Source organism: Sphingomonas sp. DG1-23 (genome assembly GCF_030730875.1).
In the GTDB taxonomy this organism is placed as follows: domain Bacteria; phylum Pseudomonadota; class Alphaproteobacteria; order Sphingomonadales; family Sphingomonadaceae; genus Sphingomonas.
Window position 1 is genome coordinate 1 of the sequence record NZ_JAVAMA010000018.1, and the last position, 18,810, is coordinate 18,810.

Sequence of the window (18,810 nt, forward strand, 5' to 3'; positions counted from 1 at the left end):
CCAGCTTTGCGTTGCTCGGCATTCTGCTCGATCCGCGCCAGCTGGGCCGCGCGCGGCGGTTGATCGGCAGCATCGCGATCGGCGTGGGAATCCTGCTCGTCTATGCCTTGGCCAAACAGATATTGGCGATCGCGACGCCGGAGCGCTTCGTCAGCCTCGGCTTCGTCGAACGCGCCTTGCTGACCCAGGCGTGTCTTGCGACGGGCTGGGCCTTGCTGCGCAGCGGTCGTTTTCCGTCGCTGGCCACGATGCTGTTCGGGCTCGGGCTGTTGCGCATCGTCTGGTTCGATCTGTTGCTGCTCAATCCCGCGATCGTGCCTCAGGCGGTAGGTGCGATTCCCCTGCTCAACGCGGTAGTCGTCCATGCGATACTCGCCGCCTTCTGGTTGTGGACGGCGGCGAAGATCCACGGGCGCCGCGCCGGCGCGGCATTGCTCACCGTCACCGCGGCACTCGCGACGATACGCCAGGCGACGCATGGCGATATGCTGACCGGCCCGGTCGGGACGCTCGAAAACGGCGGCTATTCGGCAGCTTTGCTCGGCGTCGCGCTGTTCTGGCTGTGGCGCGGGATCGCTGCCGGCGTGCATGATCTGCGGATCGCCGGGCTGGCGCTGCTCACGCTGGTGACCTTCAAGGTGTTTCTGATCGATGCCGCCGCGCTCGATGGCGTGTTGCGCATTCTGTCCTTCCTCGCGCTCGGAATGGTCCTGATTGGGATCAGCTGGGCGTATGGCCGTTTCCTCGCGCGGCCAGCGGCACCGATGTCCGGCGCGTAGCCGGTGATCACCGCAACGAGCGGCGGTGCCAGAACGGGTTGGCCTCATAGCCATCGTCCTGAGGTGATGAGCAATTCGAGCGTCAGGTTCCCGGCGCGCCACGTCGCCCGCGCGGGTGACGGGTAACTCCTCGATCTGCAAGCGCCTCGCCGATTTGTCGTCGCGAGTATCAGATTTCCACGACGAAAGGCCGTCCCATCCCGTCACCGACTATCCGTCGGGTGACCCCGCCGCGCGAAATCGCAGCCGTACGGATATCAGACGAAGGGCTGGACAACCACTTCGTATATCGTATCATATCCGTATATCGTATACCAACAAGGTGACGATACATGGCGGGGAGGCCACATGAGTCACGATTTCAAGACGTCCGGCGGTGTGAGCATGCTCGCCCTGGTGCTTGCCGGTATCAATGTTTCGGCCGCTTCGGCACAGGAGAGATTTCCAGCCGAGGGCCCGGCATCCGCGAGTGCCGCGCAGGATGTCCCTGAGCCCTCGAACGAAGACGAAGAAAGCGGCGGCATCGTCGTGACCGGCACCCGGATCCGCCACAAGGGCGCGGCCAGCGCGACGCCCACCACCGTCATTACTTCGGAAACGATCAGCAAGTCCGGCACGCGTCAGATCGCCGACCTCGTGAACCAGATGCCGGCACTGGTGATCAGCCAGAGCGACCAGACCTCCAACGCCAACCGCGACAAGGATTCGCTCGACAGCGGACATCCCGGTCTCAACCTGCTCGATCTGCGCGGTCTGGGCAGCAAGCGGACGCTCGTCCTCGTCAATGGCCGCCGCCACGTGCCGGGCGCCCCCGGCACCTCCGGCGTCGATATCAGCACGATACCCAGCGGTCTGGTCGAACGCGTCGAGATCATCACCGGCGGCGCTTCGGCGCAATATGGCGCCGACGCCGTGGCCGGCGTCGCCAACTTCATCATGAAGAAGGATTATCAGGGCCTCGACGCGAAGCTGAGCTACACCAATTCGACCTATGGCGACATGCCGGGGTACGACGGCGAAATTCTGTGGGGGAAGAACTTCGCCGACGGCAAGGCGAACGTCACCCTGTTCGCCTATTACGGCCAGTCGAACGGCATCGTCGGCGGTCAGGATCGCCCCTCGACGGCTTATGGCAATCCGTGGTGGTACCGTCCGGCGGGCACGACGATGAACACCATCCTCGATGATCGGCACAGCTTCAGCTATTCGCCCCGTGCGGTCGTGCTGCTGGGCTCCAAACCTTATGTGTTCAACGACGACGGCACCATGCGCGCGCCCCGGCTGGGCTCGGCGGGGATCTTGCCGAATACCCTCGACCTCACCAAGAATTCGGTCGTGGGCCAGCTCGAAACCAACAGCGGCTCGGAGTTCGGCGGGCGCTATGACAATTGGCTGCTGTCGGTACCGAACGACCGGTTCATCACCCACGGCACCTTCGCCTACCAGCTTTCCGACAATGTCCGCTATTTCATCGAGGCCGACTACGCCACCAACAAGTCGCATGGTGAATATGGCCTGTGGTACGAAGGCGGCGGCAACAAATTGTGGGACGGAAACCCGTTCATCACGCCGGAAATCATCGCGGCCAATGGCGGGCAACCGTTCGGCGCCGACGGGCTGACTTTCGTGCGCCAGTTCCCCGAATTCGGCAAGTCGCGCTCCGATTATCGCCGCGAAATGTATCAGGTCGTCACCGGTTTCGAAGGGGAACTGCCCGGCTTTTTCCGCGGGCATGACTGGTCGTGGGCGGCGCACTTCTCCTACGGCAAGACCAAGGAAACGATCCGCGACCGGAACAACACGTCGAACGACCGCTATCTGCGCGCGCTCGACGCCGTCAGCGGACCGGGCGGGACGCCGATCTGCTGGGTCAATTCCGATGCCGATACCTCGAACGACGACCCCAATTGCGTCGCGCTGAACCCGTTCAAGCCGATCCCGCAGAACGTCATCGATTACCTGCAATATGATTCGAGCGAGTCCTCGACCTCGCTCGAGCAATATGTCGTGTCGGGCTATGCGACCGGGGGCCTGTTCAATCTGCCGGGCGGCGAAGTGCAGGTCGTGCTGGGCGGCGAGTTTCGCAGCGAATCCAACGATATCGGTGCACGTGCCGAATATGATCCCAACAATCCGGCGTTCGTGCCCGACTACGGTGTGATCGAGAACCCGCTCAAGGGCCGCATCGACGTCAGCGAGATATTCGGCGAGTTGAGCGTGCCGCTGCTGAAGGATTTGCCGCTCATTCACCGCCTGTCGCTGGAAAGTGCGATCCGCGTCGCTGATTATTCGACTGCGGGTACGACCACGGCGGAGAAATACGGCGTTCAATGGGCGCCGGTGAAGGACCTGCGCTTCCGGGCCACCTACGGCAAGGCAGTCCGTGCGCCGAACATCAGCGAAGTCTTCACGGCGTCGTCGGTGAGCGGTCAGTGGCTCAGCGATCCCTGCAATTATTACAATCTGCCGAACCGGCCCGACAGGACCGAGTTCACCGCGGCCAATTGCGCGGCGGTCATGCCCGCCAACAAGAATGATTTCTGGCTTTGGCTGGACGTCATCAAACAGGGCAATCCCGAGCTCAAGGTCGAGACCGCCAGGACGCTGACTCTGGGGCTCGTATTCCAGCCGAGCTTCGTCAAGAACTTCACCGCGACGGTCGATTATTACAAGATCAACATGCGGGATGTGATCTCCTCGGTCGAGCCGCAGACGATCATCAACAAGTGCATGGACGGCGCGACTCTCGACAACGCCTATTGCGCCCTGGTGGTGCGCGATCCGGCGACCAACAATCTGGTCTCGGTCCTCAAGCAGAACATCAACCTGTCGCGACGCAGGACGAGCGGCGTCGACTTCGAAGTCGATTACTGGTTCGACCTCGCCGATCTCGATCTCGGCGGCGGCCGTATCGGCATCAACAGCGTCTTCACGCGTTTGATCGAGAACAAATATACCCCCGATCCCGACAACCCGGACACGGTCACCGATACCTTCGGCGTTTTCGGTTTCCCCGAACTCAAGGGCCGCGCATCGATCAATTACAGCAAGGATAAATTGTGGGTCGGCTGGACGGCACGCTATTTCGCGGGGATGCGCCAGACGACCACGATCAAGCCCGAAACCTATTCGCCGTACCGGACACCGTCGGTCACCTATCACGATCTCAACGCATCCTATCGGCTCAGGCCCAATCTCACCCTCGGCGCCGGCTTTTCCAATCTCTTCAACAAGCAGCCGCCGCGTTATCCGGGAGCCGAGGCGGGCGGCGCCTATTTCGGCGACGAAGGCTGGCAGGCCGGCGTCTATGACGTGATGGGCCGCACCGGCTTCCTCTATCTGCGGTTCACGCATTGACGTGCATCGAGGTTACTCGCTCGATCGATGCCTTGCTGGTGCACCCTGAATTGCAACCGTAGAGGCAAGACCCGGCGGCGCTGGTCTTGCAGGCGCCGTCGGGTCCGGTCGCTTCCGCCCACCTTACCTGGGCGCACGCTCACCGGCGGACAGGCACCTGCCTCGGACGACTGCACGCATCCGTGGATTCAAATGGGTTGGCCGAGAATCGCTTCGACCTCGCCGCGATACGTGCGGCTCATCATCAGCCGGTTCCCGGTCTTGAGCATCACTTCGAATTCGCCGTGCGAGCGTCGCTCGAGGAACGCGATCGATCGAACGTTGACGATATGCGATCGGTGGATCCGGACGAAGCGAAATGGATCGAGCCGGCTTGCCACCGCGGCGAGGCCCGCTCGATAGAGAAACTCCTCGCCTTTTGAATGCACGGTCACATAGACCCCGGCGGCCTCGATCCAGTCGATGTCGTCGGTCAGCAACAGGCGGGTGGTGTCGCGCGACTTCACTGCGATCCAGTCCCAGATTTCGCCGGGGCTCGCGCGTCTGGCCACCAGCTTGAGCAGTTCGGGTCCGAAGACGTTGGCATCGTCCGATTCGGTGGAACGGCGATCTTGCAGGCGCTGCTTAACGCGCTGCATCATCCTTTCGTACCGCCGGTCGCTGAACGGCTTGAGCAGATAGTCGATCGCCTCCGCCTCGAACGCCCGGATGGCGAAATGGTCATAGGCGGTGACGAACACGGTGAGCGGCATGTTCTCGGCCCCGATCGCTTCTACCACGCCGAAGCCGTCGAGGCCGGGCATCTGCACGTCGAGGAACACGATGTCGGGTCGTGCACTCTCGATCATCTCGATCGCTGCTATACCATTCCCGGCGCTCCTGACCGCCGCGATGTCCTCATCCTTCGCGAGCAGGTCCGCGATTCGTCGCCGCGCCGGGACCTCGTCATCGACCACCAGCGCGGAGAGGCGCTCAGGATGCGCTGCCATGTGCGTCGTCTCCCGTTCTCTGCAAGGGAATGCGGATCGTCACCTCCGTGCCGGCGCCGCTGCATCGCGAGATGGTGAAATCGTGACTATCCGGCTCCGTATATAGCGCCTGGAGACGCTCGCGGGTCACGCCTATGCCGAGGCCCGCGGAGGTTTCGATCGCCCAATGCGGCGGCAGGCCGACGCCATCGTCGATCACCTTGATCAGCAGATGGCCGGCGACATGCGCCGCGGAAACCACCACCTTGCCGCCCGACATGCGTCGCTCGAGGCCATGACGGACGGCGTTCTCGACGAGTGGCTGCAGAAACATCGATGGCACCAGGTCCGCGAGCGTCGCGGGCTCGACTTCGACCTGGATGTCGATCCTGTCGCCGAACCGGAGCTTTTGAATGGCAAGATAATGGTCCAGAAGCGCAAGCTCCTGCGCCAGCGTGATCTCCTTGCTTCCCTGGCAATCGAGGGATTGTCGAAGCAGCGCGCCCAGATCCTCGATCATCTCGCGGGCCAGCACGGGATTCTCCGCGAGTTCGGAGGAGATCGCGTTCAGCGTATTGAACAGGAAATGGGGTTCGAGCTGGAGCCGGAGCGCATTCAGATGCGACTCGACGAGCCGTTTCTCGACCTTTGCCAGCTCTACCTGGCTGCTCATCAAACGATTATAATATTTGAATGTCTGCAGCACCCCGACAATGGCGCAGTAGGTTCCCCAGCCACCGAGATAGAAATAGATCGCGAACTCGGTGCTTCTGAGCGGGCTCCACCAGATCGTCGGGATCGGGTAGAGGATCAGGCCGGTCAGATAGGTGTGCAGCAGGCTGATCGGGATGCTCAGCGCCAGATGTGCCAGCGCGATACGAACGACGCTCTGGAAGAGCGAGGTCAGTCTGCGATCGATCAGCAATATCGCCGGCGTGAGCAATGCCCAGGCCCAGGCATCGATGAATTTTCCGATGGTCTCGTTCCACCGGAAGCCGTCGAGCATGTCGGGTACGGCCTGAAACAGGCCCACGATGGTCCATAAGAGGAAGGTCAGGGCCGCAGGCTTGAACCTTGCCCGCCACGTGCGGCTCGGGGAGGATCCGGCGCTTTCGGGGATCAACCCCGTCCAGCCGCCAAGGCCGGTTGCGGATGCGAGCTCGTTCGCGCGATTCATGGGCATCAATATTCATCAATTCGGCTGCCGGTAGAAGCGTGGTTCCACGCGCTGCCACGCGAATGCCGCGTGGTGTGCGATCGCCCCCGGGTTCGATTTGGCGGCTCAATTTCCTTTCAGAGCCCGGGCCGGGCAAGGCGCGCGGCCTCCAACAGGCCAAAATGTTACGAAGCGGACTATTGCCTTGCAGGCCGGCCGCAGAATTTGCAGGCCGGATTGGGGCCTTGGAAAAGATCTTCAAAAACAGCGATTTACCCATATTGTTTGCGCTAACATCCGTAGACTCGACCCGGAGATTGTGGCCTTTGTTCCGCGTGTGATCGGGTCCGCACTGCCAGGCGCTTCGTGCTGGTAGGGCGAGAAACCACGACCGCTCAATCAGGGCGGCACGCGAGGAGAGGGGCGGGCAATGGTCAAGAATTCACGACGTCATCTGGATGTTGCGGCAAAGGGCAGTGCATCTCTGCTGGCACTGATCGCCACGGGGCTGGAGGCTCCGGCGTTTGCGCAAGACGCGCCGCCGCAGCAGGTGGCGAGTGAAGAGCAGAACGACGCGATCGTCGTCACGGGCCGTCGCGCCGCGCTGCAGTCCGCGGACAACCGCAAGAAGAATGCCGAGACGATCATCGACTCGGTCGTCGCGGACGAAGCAGGAAAGCTCCCCGACAATTCGATAACCGAGGTCCTCCAGCGTGTCGCCGGCGTGACGATCGTCCGCTTCTCGGCGCTCAACGATCCGGACCATTTCTCGGTCGAAGGCTCCGGCATTCAGGTGCGTGGACTCTCAGGGGTCGCCTCGCGCCTCAACGGCCGGGAGATTTTCAGTGCCAATGCCGGGCGGTCGTTGCTCTGGGGCGATGTCACGCCCGAACTGATGCAGGCAGTCGACGTTTATAAATCGTCGTCGGCGGACCAGATCGGGGGCGGCACGGGCGGCAGCGTCGATCTGCGGACCAAGCTCCCCTTCGATTATGGCTATGGTCTGCACGTCGCCGGTTCGGCCGATATCGGTTTTGGCGACCTCGCCCGCGAAGTTGATTATTCCGCGTCGGGCCTGATCGCCGGCAAATGGTCCACGGGTATCGGCGACATCGGCGTCCTCGTCGACGGCGCCTACAGCCAGTTCACCTCGAACTCGCAATTCTTCCGGATGGAGCCCTATTTCCGGACCCGGATCAATTCGACCGACTATTACATTCCGGGCGGCTACGACTATGGCGAGCAACTGTTCCAGCGCAGGCGCGACGGGCTCTATGCCGCCGCCCAATGGGCCCCGAACGACGACCTGACGTTCACCGGCATCTTCTTCCAGTCGCGCTACCGCAATGTCGGCGACGAATGGGCGTCCTTCGTCACGTCGCAGACGCTCTCGGTCGATCCGTCGGCGAGCAAGTTCGACTCGAACAACGCGCTGATTTCGTCGAACGCGATCTTCCAGCGCGACCCGGCGACCTTCCTGCCGAGCGGCAATCCGATAACGAGCGGCGGCACCACCGGCGTCAGCAAGACCAGATCGAAGACGCAGGACATCTCCGCGGCTTTCGCCTGGGCACCATCGGACGGCCCGCTCTCGCTCCGCGGCGGTTATCAGCGGATCAACTCGACTTCGCAGGTCGACAGCCTGTCGCTGTTTCGCGACTTCGCCTTTCCGACCAGCTTCGGGCTCGACCTGAGCGGCGATCTGCCGCAACTGACCACCCCGGCGAGCTTCGCGCAGAGCAATTTCTTCAATCCGGCGCGCTATCAATGGGCTGCGGCCATGCCGCACAACGAACTCAATCGCGGCGAGATGGACGCCGTCAATCTCGATGCCGAGTTCAAGTTCGGCGACGGCTTCTTCAAGTCGCTGAGCGCCGGCGGACGCTGGTCGCGACGGACCGAGCGGGATCTCAACAACAGCTATGCGTGGAATGCGCTCGGCCGCGGGTGGAACGGCGATCCGGGGAGCTGCGGTGGTTGTTACGCGCCGCAGCTGACTTTCGCGAACGCAGCACCCGGCGACGTCGAAGTGCACACCTACAAGAACTTCTTCCGTGGGGCGACAACGTTGCCAGGGAATGGCAACTCGCTTTACCCGAGCCTCGCTCTCACCGGGAAGCTCGACGTGGATCTCGTCCACCGCGCCGCGCCGGTCGGGTTCTGCGGATCGTTCGATTGGGGCAACCCAACCTATTTCGACTGCTCGTCGAGCGGCCCGCTGCAAGCGACGGGCTATGGCAATCCGGCATATCGCCAATCCGGCTTCCTGTTGCCGCAGGACCAGACCGACTTCGTGACGGACACCTGGGCGGGCTATCTCATGACCCGTTTCGGCGCCTCGCTCGGGGGCGGTGAACTCGCGGGCAATGTCGGCGTGCGCCTCGTCAACATCACCAACGAGAGCGAAGGCTTTTTCCAGCAGTTTTCCAACACGTTCATCCGCAACGGGCAAGTGGTGACGATCGCGGCGGTGGCGGCGCCCCGGTCGGAGAGCGCGGAATTCACCAAGGTGCTTCCGGCGATCAATCTCAGCTACGCGCCGGACGACAAGGTGAAGCTGCGCGCAGCCTACAACATCACGCTCGACAATGCGTCCTTCCAGGCGCTGCGGGCGGCCGGCGAGCTCGGCGTCGCCACGATCACCAACCCGAACAATCCGCCGGCGCCGGCGCCGAGCCTCCCTCCGATCTTCACCAATTTCACCACGACCGCGGGCAATCCGCGGCTGGTCCCGGCGACATCGAACAATTTCGACGCTTCGTTCGAATGGTATCCACGCGCCGGCACGACCTTCCACGTCGCGGGATTCTACAAGCACATCAAGAATCTCCCGATCTATGCCGTGGCGGACCAGCCGGTGACGGTGACCTATGCCGGCGGAACGACGGAGCAGGCGACGGCGGTTTCGACGGCGGTGCGCAACGCGACCGAGGCCGCGACGGTAAAGGGCGTGGAGGTCGGCGGGCGCGTCTTCCTCGACAATCTCCCCGGCGTGTTCCGCGGGCTCGGGCTCGAGGCCAACTACACATGGATCGACAGCAAGAACCCGGGCGATCTCTACCGCGACATCAACGGCGTCGTGAAGAACGATGCGCCGCTGCAAGGCCTGTCGCGGCACAATTTCAACGTGACGCTGCTCTACGAGCACAAGCCAATCTCGGCGCGCATCGCCTATAGCTGGCGGTCGCGATATCTGCAGTCGACCAATTCCAACGGCACCAACCCGGCCTATCTCTTCTATAGCGGTGCCGGAGGTGCCGGCGCCAACACCCAGATCGCACTGCCGGTCTACGGCAGCGCCTATGGCACGCTCGACGCCGGTGTGACGTTCGACGTCACCGAGAATTTTTCGTTCCTGATCCAGGGAACCAACCTCACCAACGCGACCCAAAAGACGTTGATGGGCGGCTATCCCAACGACGCCTTGTACGTGCGCAGCTGGTTCCAGAGCGACCGGCGCGTGCGGATGGGCATCAATCTCGCTTTCTAAACCAGACGATGGTGGCGGGCCGTAAGGTCCGCGACCCCGCTCGCCCGAGTGCCCATGACCAACAGCGTACGAAAAGTGGTGATCGTCGGCGGTGGGACCGCGGGTTGGCTGACCGCCGGCTATCTCGCGCGCCTGCTGGCGGCGGATCGGCCGGGCGGCGCCGCGATCACGCTCGTGGAATCCTCGGAGATCGGCATTCTCGGCGTAGGTGAGGGCACTTTCCCGACCATCCGCAAGACATTGGCCCGTATCGGCGTGCGCGAAGCGGATCTGGTCCGGCGGTGCGGCGCATCGTTCAAGCAGGGCGCCAGCTTCATCAACTGGCGATACGCGCCGGGCGCACCGGGTGGCGATCACTTCCTTCATGCCTTTCAGGAGGCGGCGCGAGAGGGGCCGGAGCTGCTGCCCTATTGGCTGCTCGGCGTCGCAGGCGATCGTCCGTGGGATATGGTCAGTACGCCGCAGCGCCGGGCCGTCGACGCCTGTCGCGCGCCCAAGCTCACCAGCCATCCCGATTATGTCGGGCCGCTCAATTATGCCTTTCATTTCGACGCCGGCGCTTTTGCCGAGCTGCTCCGCGAGCAGGGCATCGCCAATGGCGTGTCGCATCTCGCTGATACGGTCGAAGAGGTCCATCTGGCCGGGGACGGCAGCATCGCCGCACTGTCGCTGCGCCAGAATGGCCGGTTCACTGCCGATCTCTACATCGATTGCAGCGGCTTTCGTGCCGAGCTGATCGGCAAGGCGTTGCGGCAGCCATGGACCTCCTGTCGCTCGACCCTGTTCTGCGATGCGGCAATCGCGCTTCAATTGCCCAACCAGCATCCTGACGAAGCGATCGCTTCGTCGACGCTGGCGACGGGTCAGGCCTCGGGCTGGATCTGGGATATCGGCCTCGCTTCCCGGCGCGGGATCGGCCATGTCTATTCATCGGCACATTGCGATGCGGAGCAGGCCGAGCGTGCTCTGCGCGCTTATGCCGGTCCGGCCGCCAAGGGCCTCGAGACGCGCAGCTTTCGCTTCGACGCCGGCTATCGCGAGACCAGCTGGTACAAGAACTGCGTCGCGGTGGGCCTTTCCAGCGGATTTTTCGAGCCGCTCGAGGCCACCGGCATCGTCTTCTCCGAAGTCGCGGCCTCGCTGATCGCCAACCTCTTCCCCTGGGCAGGCGACTTCGAGACGTCCGCCCGCCAGTTCAACGCGAACATGCGGCGCCGTTATGCGCGCACGCTCGATTTCCTCAAGATGCATTACTGCCTGAGCGAGCGGCGCGACAGCGATTTCTGGAATGACAATGTCGACCCCCGCTCGATCCCCGACAGCCTGAGCGAACTGCTCGATCGCTGGCGCCACCGGCCTCCCAACGAACTCGACATCGACGCCAATGTCGACATCTTTCCCGAAGCCAGCTGGCAATATGTTTTGTACGGGATGGGCTGGAAGACCGATCTGTCGGCCAGGGCGAGCGCCTGTCGGTTCGCCGACGAGGCCCAGGAGTCGTTCGCCGAAGTCCAGCGCCACGGCGACTATGCCGTGCGCCAGCTGCCGTCCAACCGCGAGATCATTCGCTTCGCGCAAGGTGCGAGCTTCGGCGAAGGGGCGCACGCCGCGTGAACGGCAGGATTCCCAACGCGCCGCTTTCGCGCGTCGTGATCGTCGGTGGGGGATCGGCGGGCTGGATGACCGCGGCCGCGCTCGCACGCCTTGTCGCGGCCGGTACGACGATCACGCTCGTCGAATCCGACGAGATCGGCACGGTCGGGGTCGGCGAGGCGACGGTGCCGCCGCTGCTCGACTTCAACGCGGCTCTGGGCATCGACGAGAATGAATTCGTCGCAGCGACCCAGGGCACCTTCAAGCTGGGCATCGCGTTCGAAAATTGGGGGCAGCTCGGCAATCGCTACGTCCACCCCTTTGGCAAATATGGCCGGCTGACCTTCGGAATCCCGTTCCACCAGCTCTGGCTCCGACAGCGCCTTCTGGGCCTCGAGGCCGATCCAGGGGCGTTCGATCAATATGCCATCTCGATCGCGGCAGCCGCGCGGGGCCGGTTCTCGAAACCGGTCGGCAACCCCGAAGCCGTGCTGAACGGCCTGGCTTATGCCTATCATTTCGACGCAGGGCTCTATGCGCGTTTCCTGCGCAATCGTGCCGAGGCGCAGGGCGTGGAGCGCATCGAGGGCAAGATCGCCCATGTCGAGAAATCTGACGAAAACGGATTTCTGACCGCAGTGCTGCTTGCGGATGGCCGGCGGATCGAAGGCGACTTCTTCGTCGATTGCAGCGGCTTTCGCGCATTGCTGATCGGCGAGGCGCTCGGCGTCGCCTATCGCAGCTGGAAGCACTGGCTGCCGTGCGACAGCGCCGTCGCGGTCCCCAGCGCGACGGTTTCGCCGCCCGTGCCCTACACGCGGTCGATCGCCGACAAGGCCGGATGGCGCTGGCGGATTCCGCTGCAGCACCGCGTCGGCAACGGCTATGTCTATTCCAGCGCCCATATCGACGACGCCGAGGCGAGGCGCGCGCTCCTCGACGGTCTCGACGGCGATGCGCTGTCGGAGCCGCGGATCCTGCGGTTCACCGCCGGGCGGCGCGAGAAATTGTGGGAAAAGAACTGCGTCGCCATCGGCCTGTCCGCGGGCTTCATCGAACCGCTCGAATCGACCAGCATTCATTTGATCCAGTCGGGCATTTTTCGCCTGATGGCGCTCTTTCCCGACCGCAATTTCCCGCGCGTGGAAATCGACGCGTACAATCGCTGGCTCATCGAAGAATATGAGAATGTCCGCGATTTCGTCGTGCTGCATTATCATGCCAGCACGCGCAGCGATTCCGGCTTCTGGAATGACTGTCGGACGATGGACATCCCCGATAGCCTCGCCGCGCGGCTGGAGCTGTGGCGCGGCAAAGGCCGGATCTTCCGCGGCTCGAACTCGCTGTTCACCGAAGAGAGCTGGACCGCGGTCCTGTACGGGCAGGGAATCGTTCCCGAAGATTCGGATCCGCTGGTCGCCATGCTCCCGGTCGACGAGACCACGCGCTTCATGGCGCATATGCGCGACATCGTCGCGCAGACCGCCGACGCGATGCCGCGGCACGAAGACTATATCGCCCGCCATTGCGCGGCAGTGCGGGCGGGTGCGGCATGAGGGAGCCGATGGCGGACGCGCCGCGCCAAGGTGGCGACCAACTTTCATGGAAAGAGAGGCCGAACAGGTGAGCGCCATTCAATTCAGCCTGGGCCGGTTCCTGCGAATGGCTGCGGCCGCGGCGACCGTGCTGGCCTGCCTCGCAACGCCGGCTGCGGCGCAACCTGAAAGCCCGGTTGCCACCCAGGCACGCCGGATCGACATCGACCTTCGCAAAGCGGGGGCGCCACTCGATCGGTCGTTCAATTTTTCGGTGGGATCCGATTATCCCGGCACATTGATTCGCCCGGAAAGCCTCGCGCAGCTCGAGATCGCGGTCGACGAGCTCGGTTTTCGCTACATTCGCTTTCATGCGATTTTCCACGATGTCTTCCGCACCGTGCGGCTCGAGAACGGCAAGCCGGTCTATGACTGGACGAAAATCGACCAGCTTTACGACGCGCTGCTCGGCATGGGGATCAAGCCCTTTGTCGAACTCGGCTTCACGCCCGAAGCCATAGCGAGCTCGCCGCAGACGATCTTCTTCTGGAAGGGCAACACCTCGCATCCCGAGCCCAGGGCATGGCGGACACTGGTCGATGCCTTCGTGCGGCATCTGCGCAGCCGCTATGGCGAAGCCGAGATACGTAGCTGGTATTTCGAAGTGTGGAACGAACCCAATCTCGACGGCTTCTGGGAGCGGGCCGACCAGAAGGCCTATTTCGAGCTCTATGAGGCCAGCGCGCGGGCGATCAAGGCGATCGATCCCCGATTGCGGATCGGCGGCCCCGCCACCGCGGGAGCGGCTTGGGTGCCCGAGTTCCTCGACTTCGCATCGAAGCGGGGCCTGCCGGTCGATTTCGTCGCGACGCATACGTACGGCGTCGACGGCGGTTTCCTCGATGAGAAGGGGCAGGACGACAATCGGCTGTCGACCAATCCCGACGCCGTTATCGGCGACGTCCGCCGCGTTCGCCAGCAGATCACGGCATCGAAATTCCCGCGTCTGCCCTTGTTCTTCACCGAGTGGAGCGCGAGCTACAATCCGCGCGACCCGGTCCACGATTCCTATATCGCCGCCGCCTATATCCTGACCAAGCTCAAGGCGACGCGCGGTCTCGCGCAGGGGATGAGCTACTGGACTTTCAGCGACCTGTTCGAGGAAGCCGGGCCGCCGCCGACACCCTTTCATGGCGGTTTCGGACTCATAAACCGCGAAGGCATCCGCAAGCCGGCCTTCTTCGCGTACAAATATCTCAACCTGCTCGGCGGACGCGAAGTCCCCGCCGCCGATGCGCAGAGCTGGATCAGCACGAGCGAGGGCCGGACCGCTGCTCTGCTTTGGGATTGGCAGCAGCCGAAGCAGGAACTGAGCAATCGACCCTTTTTCACGAAAGTACTGCCTGCACGGGAGGCTCGGCCGGTCGAACTGCATTTCTCCGGGCTCGCGCCGGGCAGCTACCGGATCACCGTGCGGCGCACGGGTTTCAAGGCCAATGACGCGCATACGCGCTATCTGGAAATGGGGTCGCCGGCATCGCTTTCGCCCGGGCAACTGACCGAGCTTCAAACGCTGACTCGCGACCTCCCCGAGACGAGCGCGACCATGCGTATCGGCAGGACCGGCAACTATGTTCTGCGGGTGCCGATGCGCAGCAACGACGTCGTTCTCGCGCTGGTCGAGCCCGTCGGTCGGTCCGCCCGAAAATGAGTCCCCCTGGGATGTCGCATGGAGCCGCGGCATCCCCTTTTTATTCCGCGGCCTCGCCGCCTCACCGGGAATGCGCATGAAACCGACCCGCCGCGAAACTCTCGGACTTGCTTTCGGCGCTGCGGGCGTGTTCGGATTGTCGGGCGAGATGCGCGCGGACGCGGCAACATCGCAAAGCTGCACAAGTGCCGTGCCGACGTGGAAAGCGGGTGTCGAGGGCCAGCGCATGCCGGATCTCGGGAACGGCCGTTTCCGCAATCCGATACTCGCAGGCGATCGGCCCGACCCCAATGTCCTGAAGGACGGCGATGATTATTATGCGACCTTCTCGTCCTTCCAATATTATCCCGGCGTGCCGATCTGGCATTCGCGCGATCTGATCCACTGGACTCCGCTCGCCACGGCGCTCCGTCGCAATATCGGCTCGGTATGGGCGCTCGACATCGCGAAGCATGGCGGCCGCTATTTCATCTACATCCCCGCACTCGACCCGCACGACCGGGCGCGGCCGCTCAAGACCTGGGTGATCCACGCTGCCGACATGCGCGGGCCGTGGAGCGAGCCCGTCGATATGCGGATCGACGGCTATATCGATCCCGGCCACGCGGTCGGCGAGGATGGCAAGCGCTACCTCTTTTTCAACGGCGGGCACCGGGTCCGGATCAGCGACGACGGCCTTTCCGCGATGGGAAAGGTCGAGCATGTCTATGGCGGCTGGCCGATCCCCGAGGAATGGATCATCGAAGGCTTCGCGCTCGAAGGCCCCAAGCTGCTGCGCAAGGACGGATGGTTCTACATGTTCTCGGGGCAAGGCGGGACAGCGGGCCCGCCGACCAGCCATATGGTCGTGGTCGCTCGCGCGAAGTCGATCCATGGTCCATGGGAGAATTGCCCGCGAAACCCGATCGTGCGGACGGCGAGCCGCGACGAACCTTGGTGGTCGCGGGGCCATGCGACAGCGGTCGAAGGTCCTTCCGGCGACTGGTGGCTCGTCTATCACGGCTATGAGAACGGATTCCGCACGCTCGGCCGGCAGATGCTGCTCGAGCCGATCGAATGGACCGACGACGGCTGGCCGCGCGGGCTGGGCGGCGACTTGTCGCGGCCGCTCGCCAAGCCGGTACCGGCTTCGTCGGGACCACATGGCGTGGCCCTGTCGGGGTTCACCGACGATAGCTTCGGCACGAAGCTGGCATTCCACGCGCCGAAGCGAAATTACCCGGCACGCGTCAAGCTGGGCGAGGGAGTGTGCGTCTCGCCGGTCAGGGCAGCGGTCCGGCAAATGCCTCGCCGTTGCTGTTCGTCGCGGGCGACCGTTCCTATCAAGTGTCGGTCGAGCTCGAAATCGAGGGTGATGCGCAAGGCGGCCTGCTGCTCTTCTACGACGAGAAATTGTTCTGCGGGCTCGGCCTGTCGGACGGCAGGTTGCATGCATATCGCATCGGCCAGGAAGAGCGCTGGCCGCCCGGCGGCAAGGCCTCGACGCGGCGGCTGCACCTCCGCGCGGTCAATGACGAGAATATCGTCACTTTCTTCCACAGCGCGGACGGCGCGCGCTGGACCAAAGAGCGTTCCTTCGAGGTCGCCGGCTACAACCACAATGTCGCGGACGGCTTTCTGAGCCTGCGTCCCGGCATCTACGCGTCGGGCGAAGGCAGCGTCGCCTTTCGCAACCTGATCTATCGCGCGCGTCCGGCTTTGCCGTGACGCGCGGTGCATCACAAAGGGAGAGCCATGATCCTTCGTAGTCTTTTGCTGGCAAGTGTCGCGCTCGCGGCGAGCCCGGCGGTCGCGCAGGGAATCGCGACGGTGGACCGCAACGGAAGTCGCGTGTCGGTCGAGGCATATGCGCCGAACATCGTGCACGTGACGATCGCGCTCGATCCGTCGCGGATCGAAGGCGCCGGCCATGGCATTGACGCGAAGCCCGATGCTTCCGGCTGGACGCATCGGGCGGGAACCGCAGGCGACGTCTTCACTTCGGCCGCTCTCGAGGTGACCGTCGCGGCGCAGCCCTGGCCCAAGCCGCCCACCCAGATGGAGCGTTATTTCGTGCCGTCGCTCCCGCCGGTTGCGATCGTGGTCGCCGGCGCCGATGGAAGCGAGATCACGCGGATGACGGGCTGGGAGATGTCGCCGCAAACCGTGAACGGCGAAAAGACCTTCCGGGTAGGCGCGACCTTCTCCGATACTTCGGACACGCATTATTACGGTCTCGGCCAAAATCAGGAGGGCATTCTCGACCTTCGCGGGCGTACGATCGATTGCCGCCACAACTATGACGCACCTGCCGGCGAGACCGTGTGCGTGCCGTTCCTCGTCACCAACAAGGGCTATGGCATCGTCTGGGACAATCCCGCCGCGACGATCGTATCGCCGGGGCTTCACAGCGCGACGCGGTTCCAGTCGCAAGTCGGCGAGCGCGTCTCTTTCTTCGTCATCACCGGCGGGACGACCGACGAGATCTATGCCGGCTATCGCAAATTGACCGGCGAGACGCCGCTCCCGCCCAAGGCGGCGTTCGGCCTCATCCAGAGCAAGGCGCGGTACGAGCGCCGGGACGAGCTGATGCGGACTGCCGAGGGTTATCGCAGTCGCAACTATCCGCTCGACGTGATGGTGCTCGACTGGTTCCACTGGACGCGGATGGGACAGCTCGACATCGACCGGAACGCGTTTCCCGATCCGGCGGGCATGAACCGTCAGCTCCACGAGTGGGGAATGCATTCGATCATCAGCGTCTGGCCGCGTTTCGAACGCGAATCGCGCTATTACGACATGCTTTCCGCCAAAGGCTGGTTCCTCAAGGATGCCGACGGCCAGACCGCCGACGGGCTGCCGGTGCGCTCCGATCGCGCCGGTGCGCTTCTCGACAGCACCAATCCCGAAGCGCGCAAATGGTTCTGGGAGCGAATCCGCGAAAATATCGGCAGCCAGGGGTTCGACTGGTTCTGGCTGGATGAGACCGAGCCTGATCTCGTTCCGAGCGGCCACTTCTATTCGATCGGCTCGGGCGATCGTTACTATAACCTCTACCCGCTGGTGCACACCAGCAGCGTGGCGGAAGGCTCGGCCCGCGACCGTCCGGAAAAGCGCAATCTGATCCTCTCGCGCGCGGCGTATCTCGGAGTCCAGCGGCACGGTGGGCTGTTCTGGTCGTCGGACGTGCATTCGACCTGGGAGGCGCTGCGCCGTCAGGTGCCGACCGGGCTCAACTTCACGGCGAGCGGCCTCGCTTACTGGAGCAGCGACACCGGCGGCTGGATGTGGCCGCATGGGCCGAAGGCCGAGCGGCCGCTGCTGATCGATCCCGCCGGCGCAACTGCGATGGGGGCGGATTATGCGGATTACCCCGAACTCTTCGTGCGCTGGTTCCAGTACAACACCTTCACCCCGACCCTGCGCATCCACGGCCAGCGCCCGGCCACGGCAATCTGGGAATATGGCAAGGCGGCCGAGCCGATCCTCGCCGACTATCTGAAGCTTCGCTACGCGCTGATCCCCTATCTCTACGGGCTGGGCCGCCACACATACGAGACCGGCGCCCCGTTCATGCGCGCGCTCTTCATGGATTTCCCCGCGGATCCGCGGGCGGCGACGATCGGCGATCAATATATGTTCGGGCCGGCATTTCTGGTGGCACCGGTCACCGAGCAGGGCCGCACCAGCCGCGCCGTCTATCTGCCCGCTGGCTCGGATTGGTACGATTACTGGACGAACCGCCAATATGGCGGCGGGCAGACGATCGAGGCGGCCGCGCCGATCGACCGGATTCCGTTGTTCGTCCGCGCAGGTTCGATCGTCCCCATGGGCGCCCCCATTTCCAATACCGACGAGAGGCAGGCGCTGGCATCGATCCGGGTATATCCCGGCCGGGACGCGCGTATCACGCTCTACGACGATGACGGCACGACCAACGGCTACCGCGCCGGCAAGGGCATGAAGGCCGAACTGATCTGGAACGACAGGACAGGCACGCTCACGAGCGGGACGAGGCTGCCCTCCGGACAGGACCTCGCAAATCTCGTTCAGGTGATCAAAGCGGCGGGATCGGCCGCGGGCAATTGAACGCCGCGGCTTGGAAATGGAGAAAATGGCGCACCCGACAGGATTCGAACCTGTGGCCTCTGCCTTCGGAGGGCAGCGCTCTATCCAGCTGAGCTACGGGTGCCTGGAAGCCGCGCCTAGCAAAGCAAATCGGGCCGCGCCAGCCGTTTCCTC

At 63.7% G+C, this 18,810-nt stretch carries 10 protein-coding genes, 1 tRNA gene and 1 pseudogene; 9 read left to right on the forward strand and 3 right to left on the reverse strand.

Going from position 1 to position 18,810, the window contains the following annotated elements; all coding sequences use genetic code 11:
• A partial coding sequence (locus Q9Q95_RS21025) for a DUF2339 domain-containing protein (RefSeq protein ID WP_306099127.1) occupies positions 1 to 779 on the forward strand: 779 nt, incomplete at its 5' end.
• 348 nt (positions 780 to 1,127) lie between these two features.
• Complete coding sequence (locus tag Q9Q95_RS21030; protein ID WP_306099128.1) at positions 1,128 to 4,136, forward strand: TonB-dependent siderophore receptor; 3,009 nt, start codon at positions 1,128 to 1,130, stop codon at positions 4,134 to 4,136.
• A 188-nt stretch (positions 4,137 to 4,324) separates the two neighbouring features.
• Here the strand turns inward: Q9Q95_RS21030 and Q9Q95_RS21035 are convergent, their stop codons facing one another.
• Positions 4,325 to 5,125, reverse strand: coding sequence for a LytTR family DNA-binding domain-containing protein (locus Q9Q95_RS21035; protein WP_306099129.1), 801 nt, complete (start codon positions 5,123 to 5,125; stop codon positions 4,325 to 4,327).
• Entirely contained in the window at positions 5,109 to 6,227 is a 1,119-nt protein-coding gene (locus Q9Q95_RS21040; protein ID WP_306099130.1) for a sensor histidine kinase, read from the reverse strand. Before Q9Q95_RS21040 ends, Q9Q95_RS21035 begins: the two co-directional genes overlap by 17 nt.
• Positions 6,228 to 6,690: 463 nt before the next feature.
• Here Q9Q95_RS21040 and Q9Q95_RS21045 point away from each other — a divergent pair, with 463 nt between their 5' ends.
• From Q9Q95_RS21045 to Q9Q95_RS21070, 7 genes and pseudogenes are all read left to right on the forward strand, one after another.
• Positions 6,691 to 9,750: a TonB-dependent receptor gene (locus Q9Q95_RS21045; protein WP_306099131.1), complete on the forward strand. Its 3,060-nt coding sequence runs from the start codon at positions 6,691 to 6,693 to the stop codon at positions 9,748 to 9,750.
• Between the two features lie 54 nt (positions 9,751 to 9,804).
• Positions 9,805 to 11,364, forward strand: a complete 1,560-nt coding sequence (locus Q9Q95_RS21050; protein ID WP_306099132.1) for a tryptophan halogenase family protein — start codon at positions 9,805 to 9,807, stop codon at positions 11,362 to 11,364.
• Positions 11,361 to 12,899 (forward strand): tryptophan halogenase family protein, encoded by a 1,539-nt coding sequence (locus tag Q9Q95_RS21055; protein ID WP_306099133.1) that lies wholly within the window; start codon positions 11,361 to 11,363, stop codon positions 12,897 to 12,899. The genes Q9Q95_RS21050 and Q9Q95_RS21055 overlap by 4 nt, the downstream gene beginning before the upstream one ends.
• 67 nt (positions 12,900 to 12,966) lie before the next feature.
• Complete coding sequence (locus Q9Q95_RS21060; protein ID WP_371876824.1) at positions 12,967 to 14,589, forward strand: beta-xylosidase; 1,623 nt, start codon at positions 12,967 to 12,969, stop codon at positions 14,587 to 14,589.
• Positions 14,590 to 14,815: 226 nt separating this feature from the next.
• A pseudogene (locus Q9Q95_RS21255) lies at positions 14,816 to 15,607 on the forward strand (family 43 glycosylhydrolase); the annotation flags it as partial.
• Positions 15,608 to 15,837: 230 nt separating this feature from the next.
• Positions 15,838 to 16,296, forward strand: a complete 459-nt coding sequence (locus tag Q9Q95_RS21260) for a hypothetical protein (RefSeq protein WP_371876826.1) — start codon at positions 15,838 to 15,840, stop codon at positions 16,294 to 16,296.
• A 27-nt stretch (positions 16,297 to 16,323) separates the two neighbouring features.
• Positions 16,324 to 18,657 (forward strand): TIM-barrel domain-containing protein, encoded by a 2,334-nt coding sequence (locus Q9Q95_RS21070; RefSeq protein ID WP_306099134.1) that lies wholly within the window; start codon positions 16,324 to 16,326, stop codon positions 18,655 to 18,657.
• A gap of 26 nt (positions 18,658 to 18,683) precedes the next feature.
• On the opposite strand, the gene Q9Q95_RS21075 is transcribed toward Q9Q95_RS21070, so the two are convergent.
• A tRNA-Arg gene (locus Q9Q95_RS21075) sits at positions 18,684 to 18,760 on the reverse strand.
• Positions 18,761 to 18,810 lie beyond the last annotated feature (50 nt).

Coding starts and splice junctions, on each gene's coding strand:
- Q9Q95_RS21030 (WP_306099128.1), top strand. CDS start 1,128: ATGAGTCACGATTTCAAGACGTCCGGCGGTGTGAGCATGCTCGCCCTG.
- Q9Q95_RS21035 (WP_306099129.1), bottom strand. CDS start 5,125: ATGGCAGCGCATCCTGAGCGCCTCTCCGCGCTGGTGGTCGATGACGAG.
- Q9Q95_RS21045 (WP_306099131.1), top strand. CDS start 6,691: ATGGTCAAGAATTCACGACGTCATCTGGATGTTGCGGCAAAGGGCAGT.
- Q9Q95_RS21050 (WP_306099132.1), top strand. CDS start 9,805: ATGACCAACAGCGTACGAAAAGTGGTGATCGTCGGCGGTGGGACCGCG.
- Q9Q95_RS21070 (WP_306099134.1), top strand. CDS start 16,324: ATGATCCTTCGTAGTCTTTTGCTGGCAAGTGTCGCGCTCGCGGCGAGC.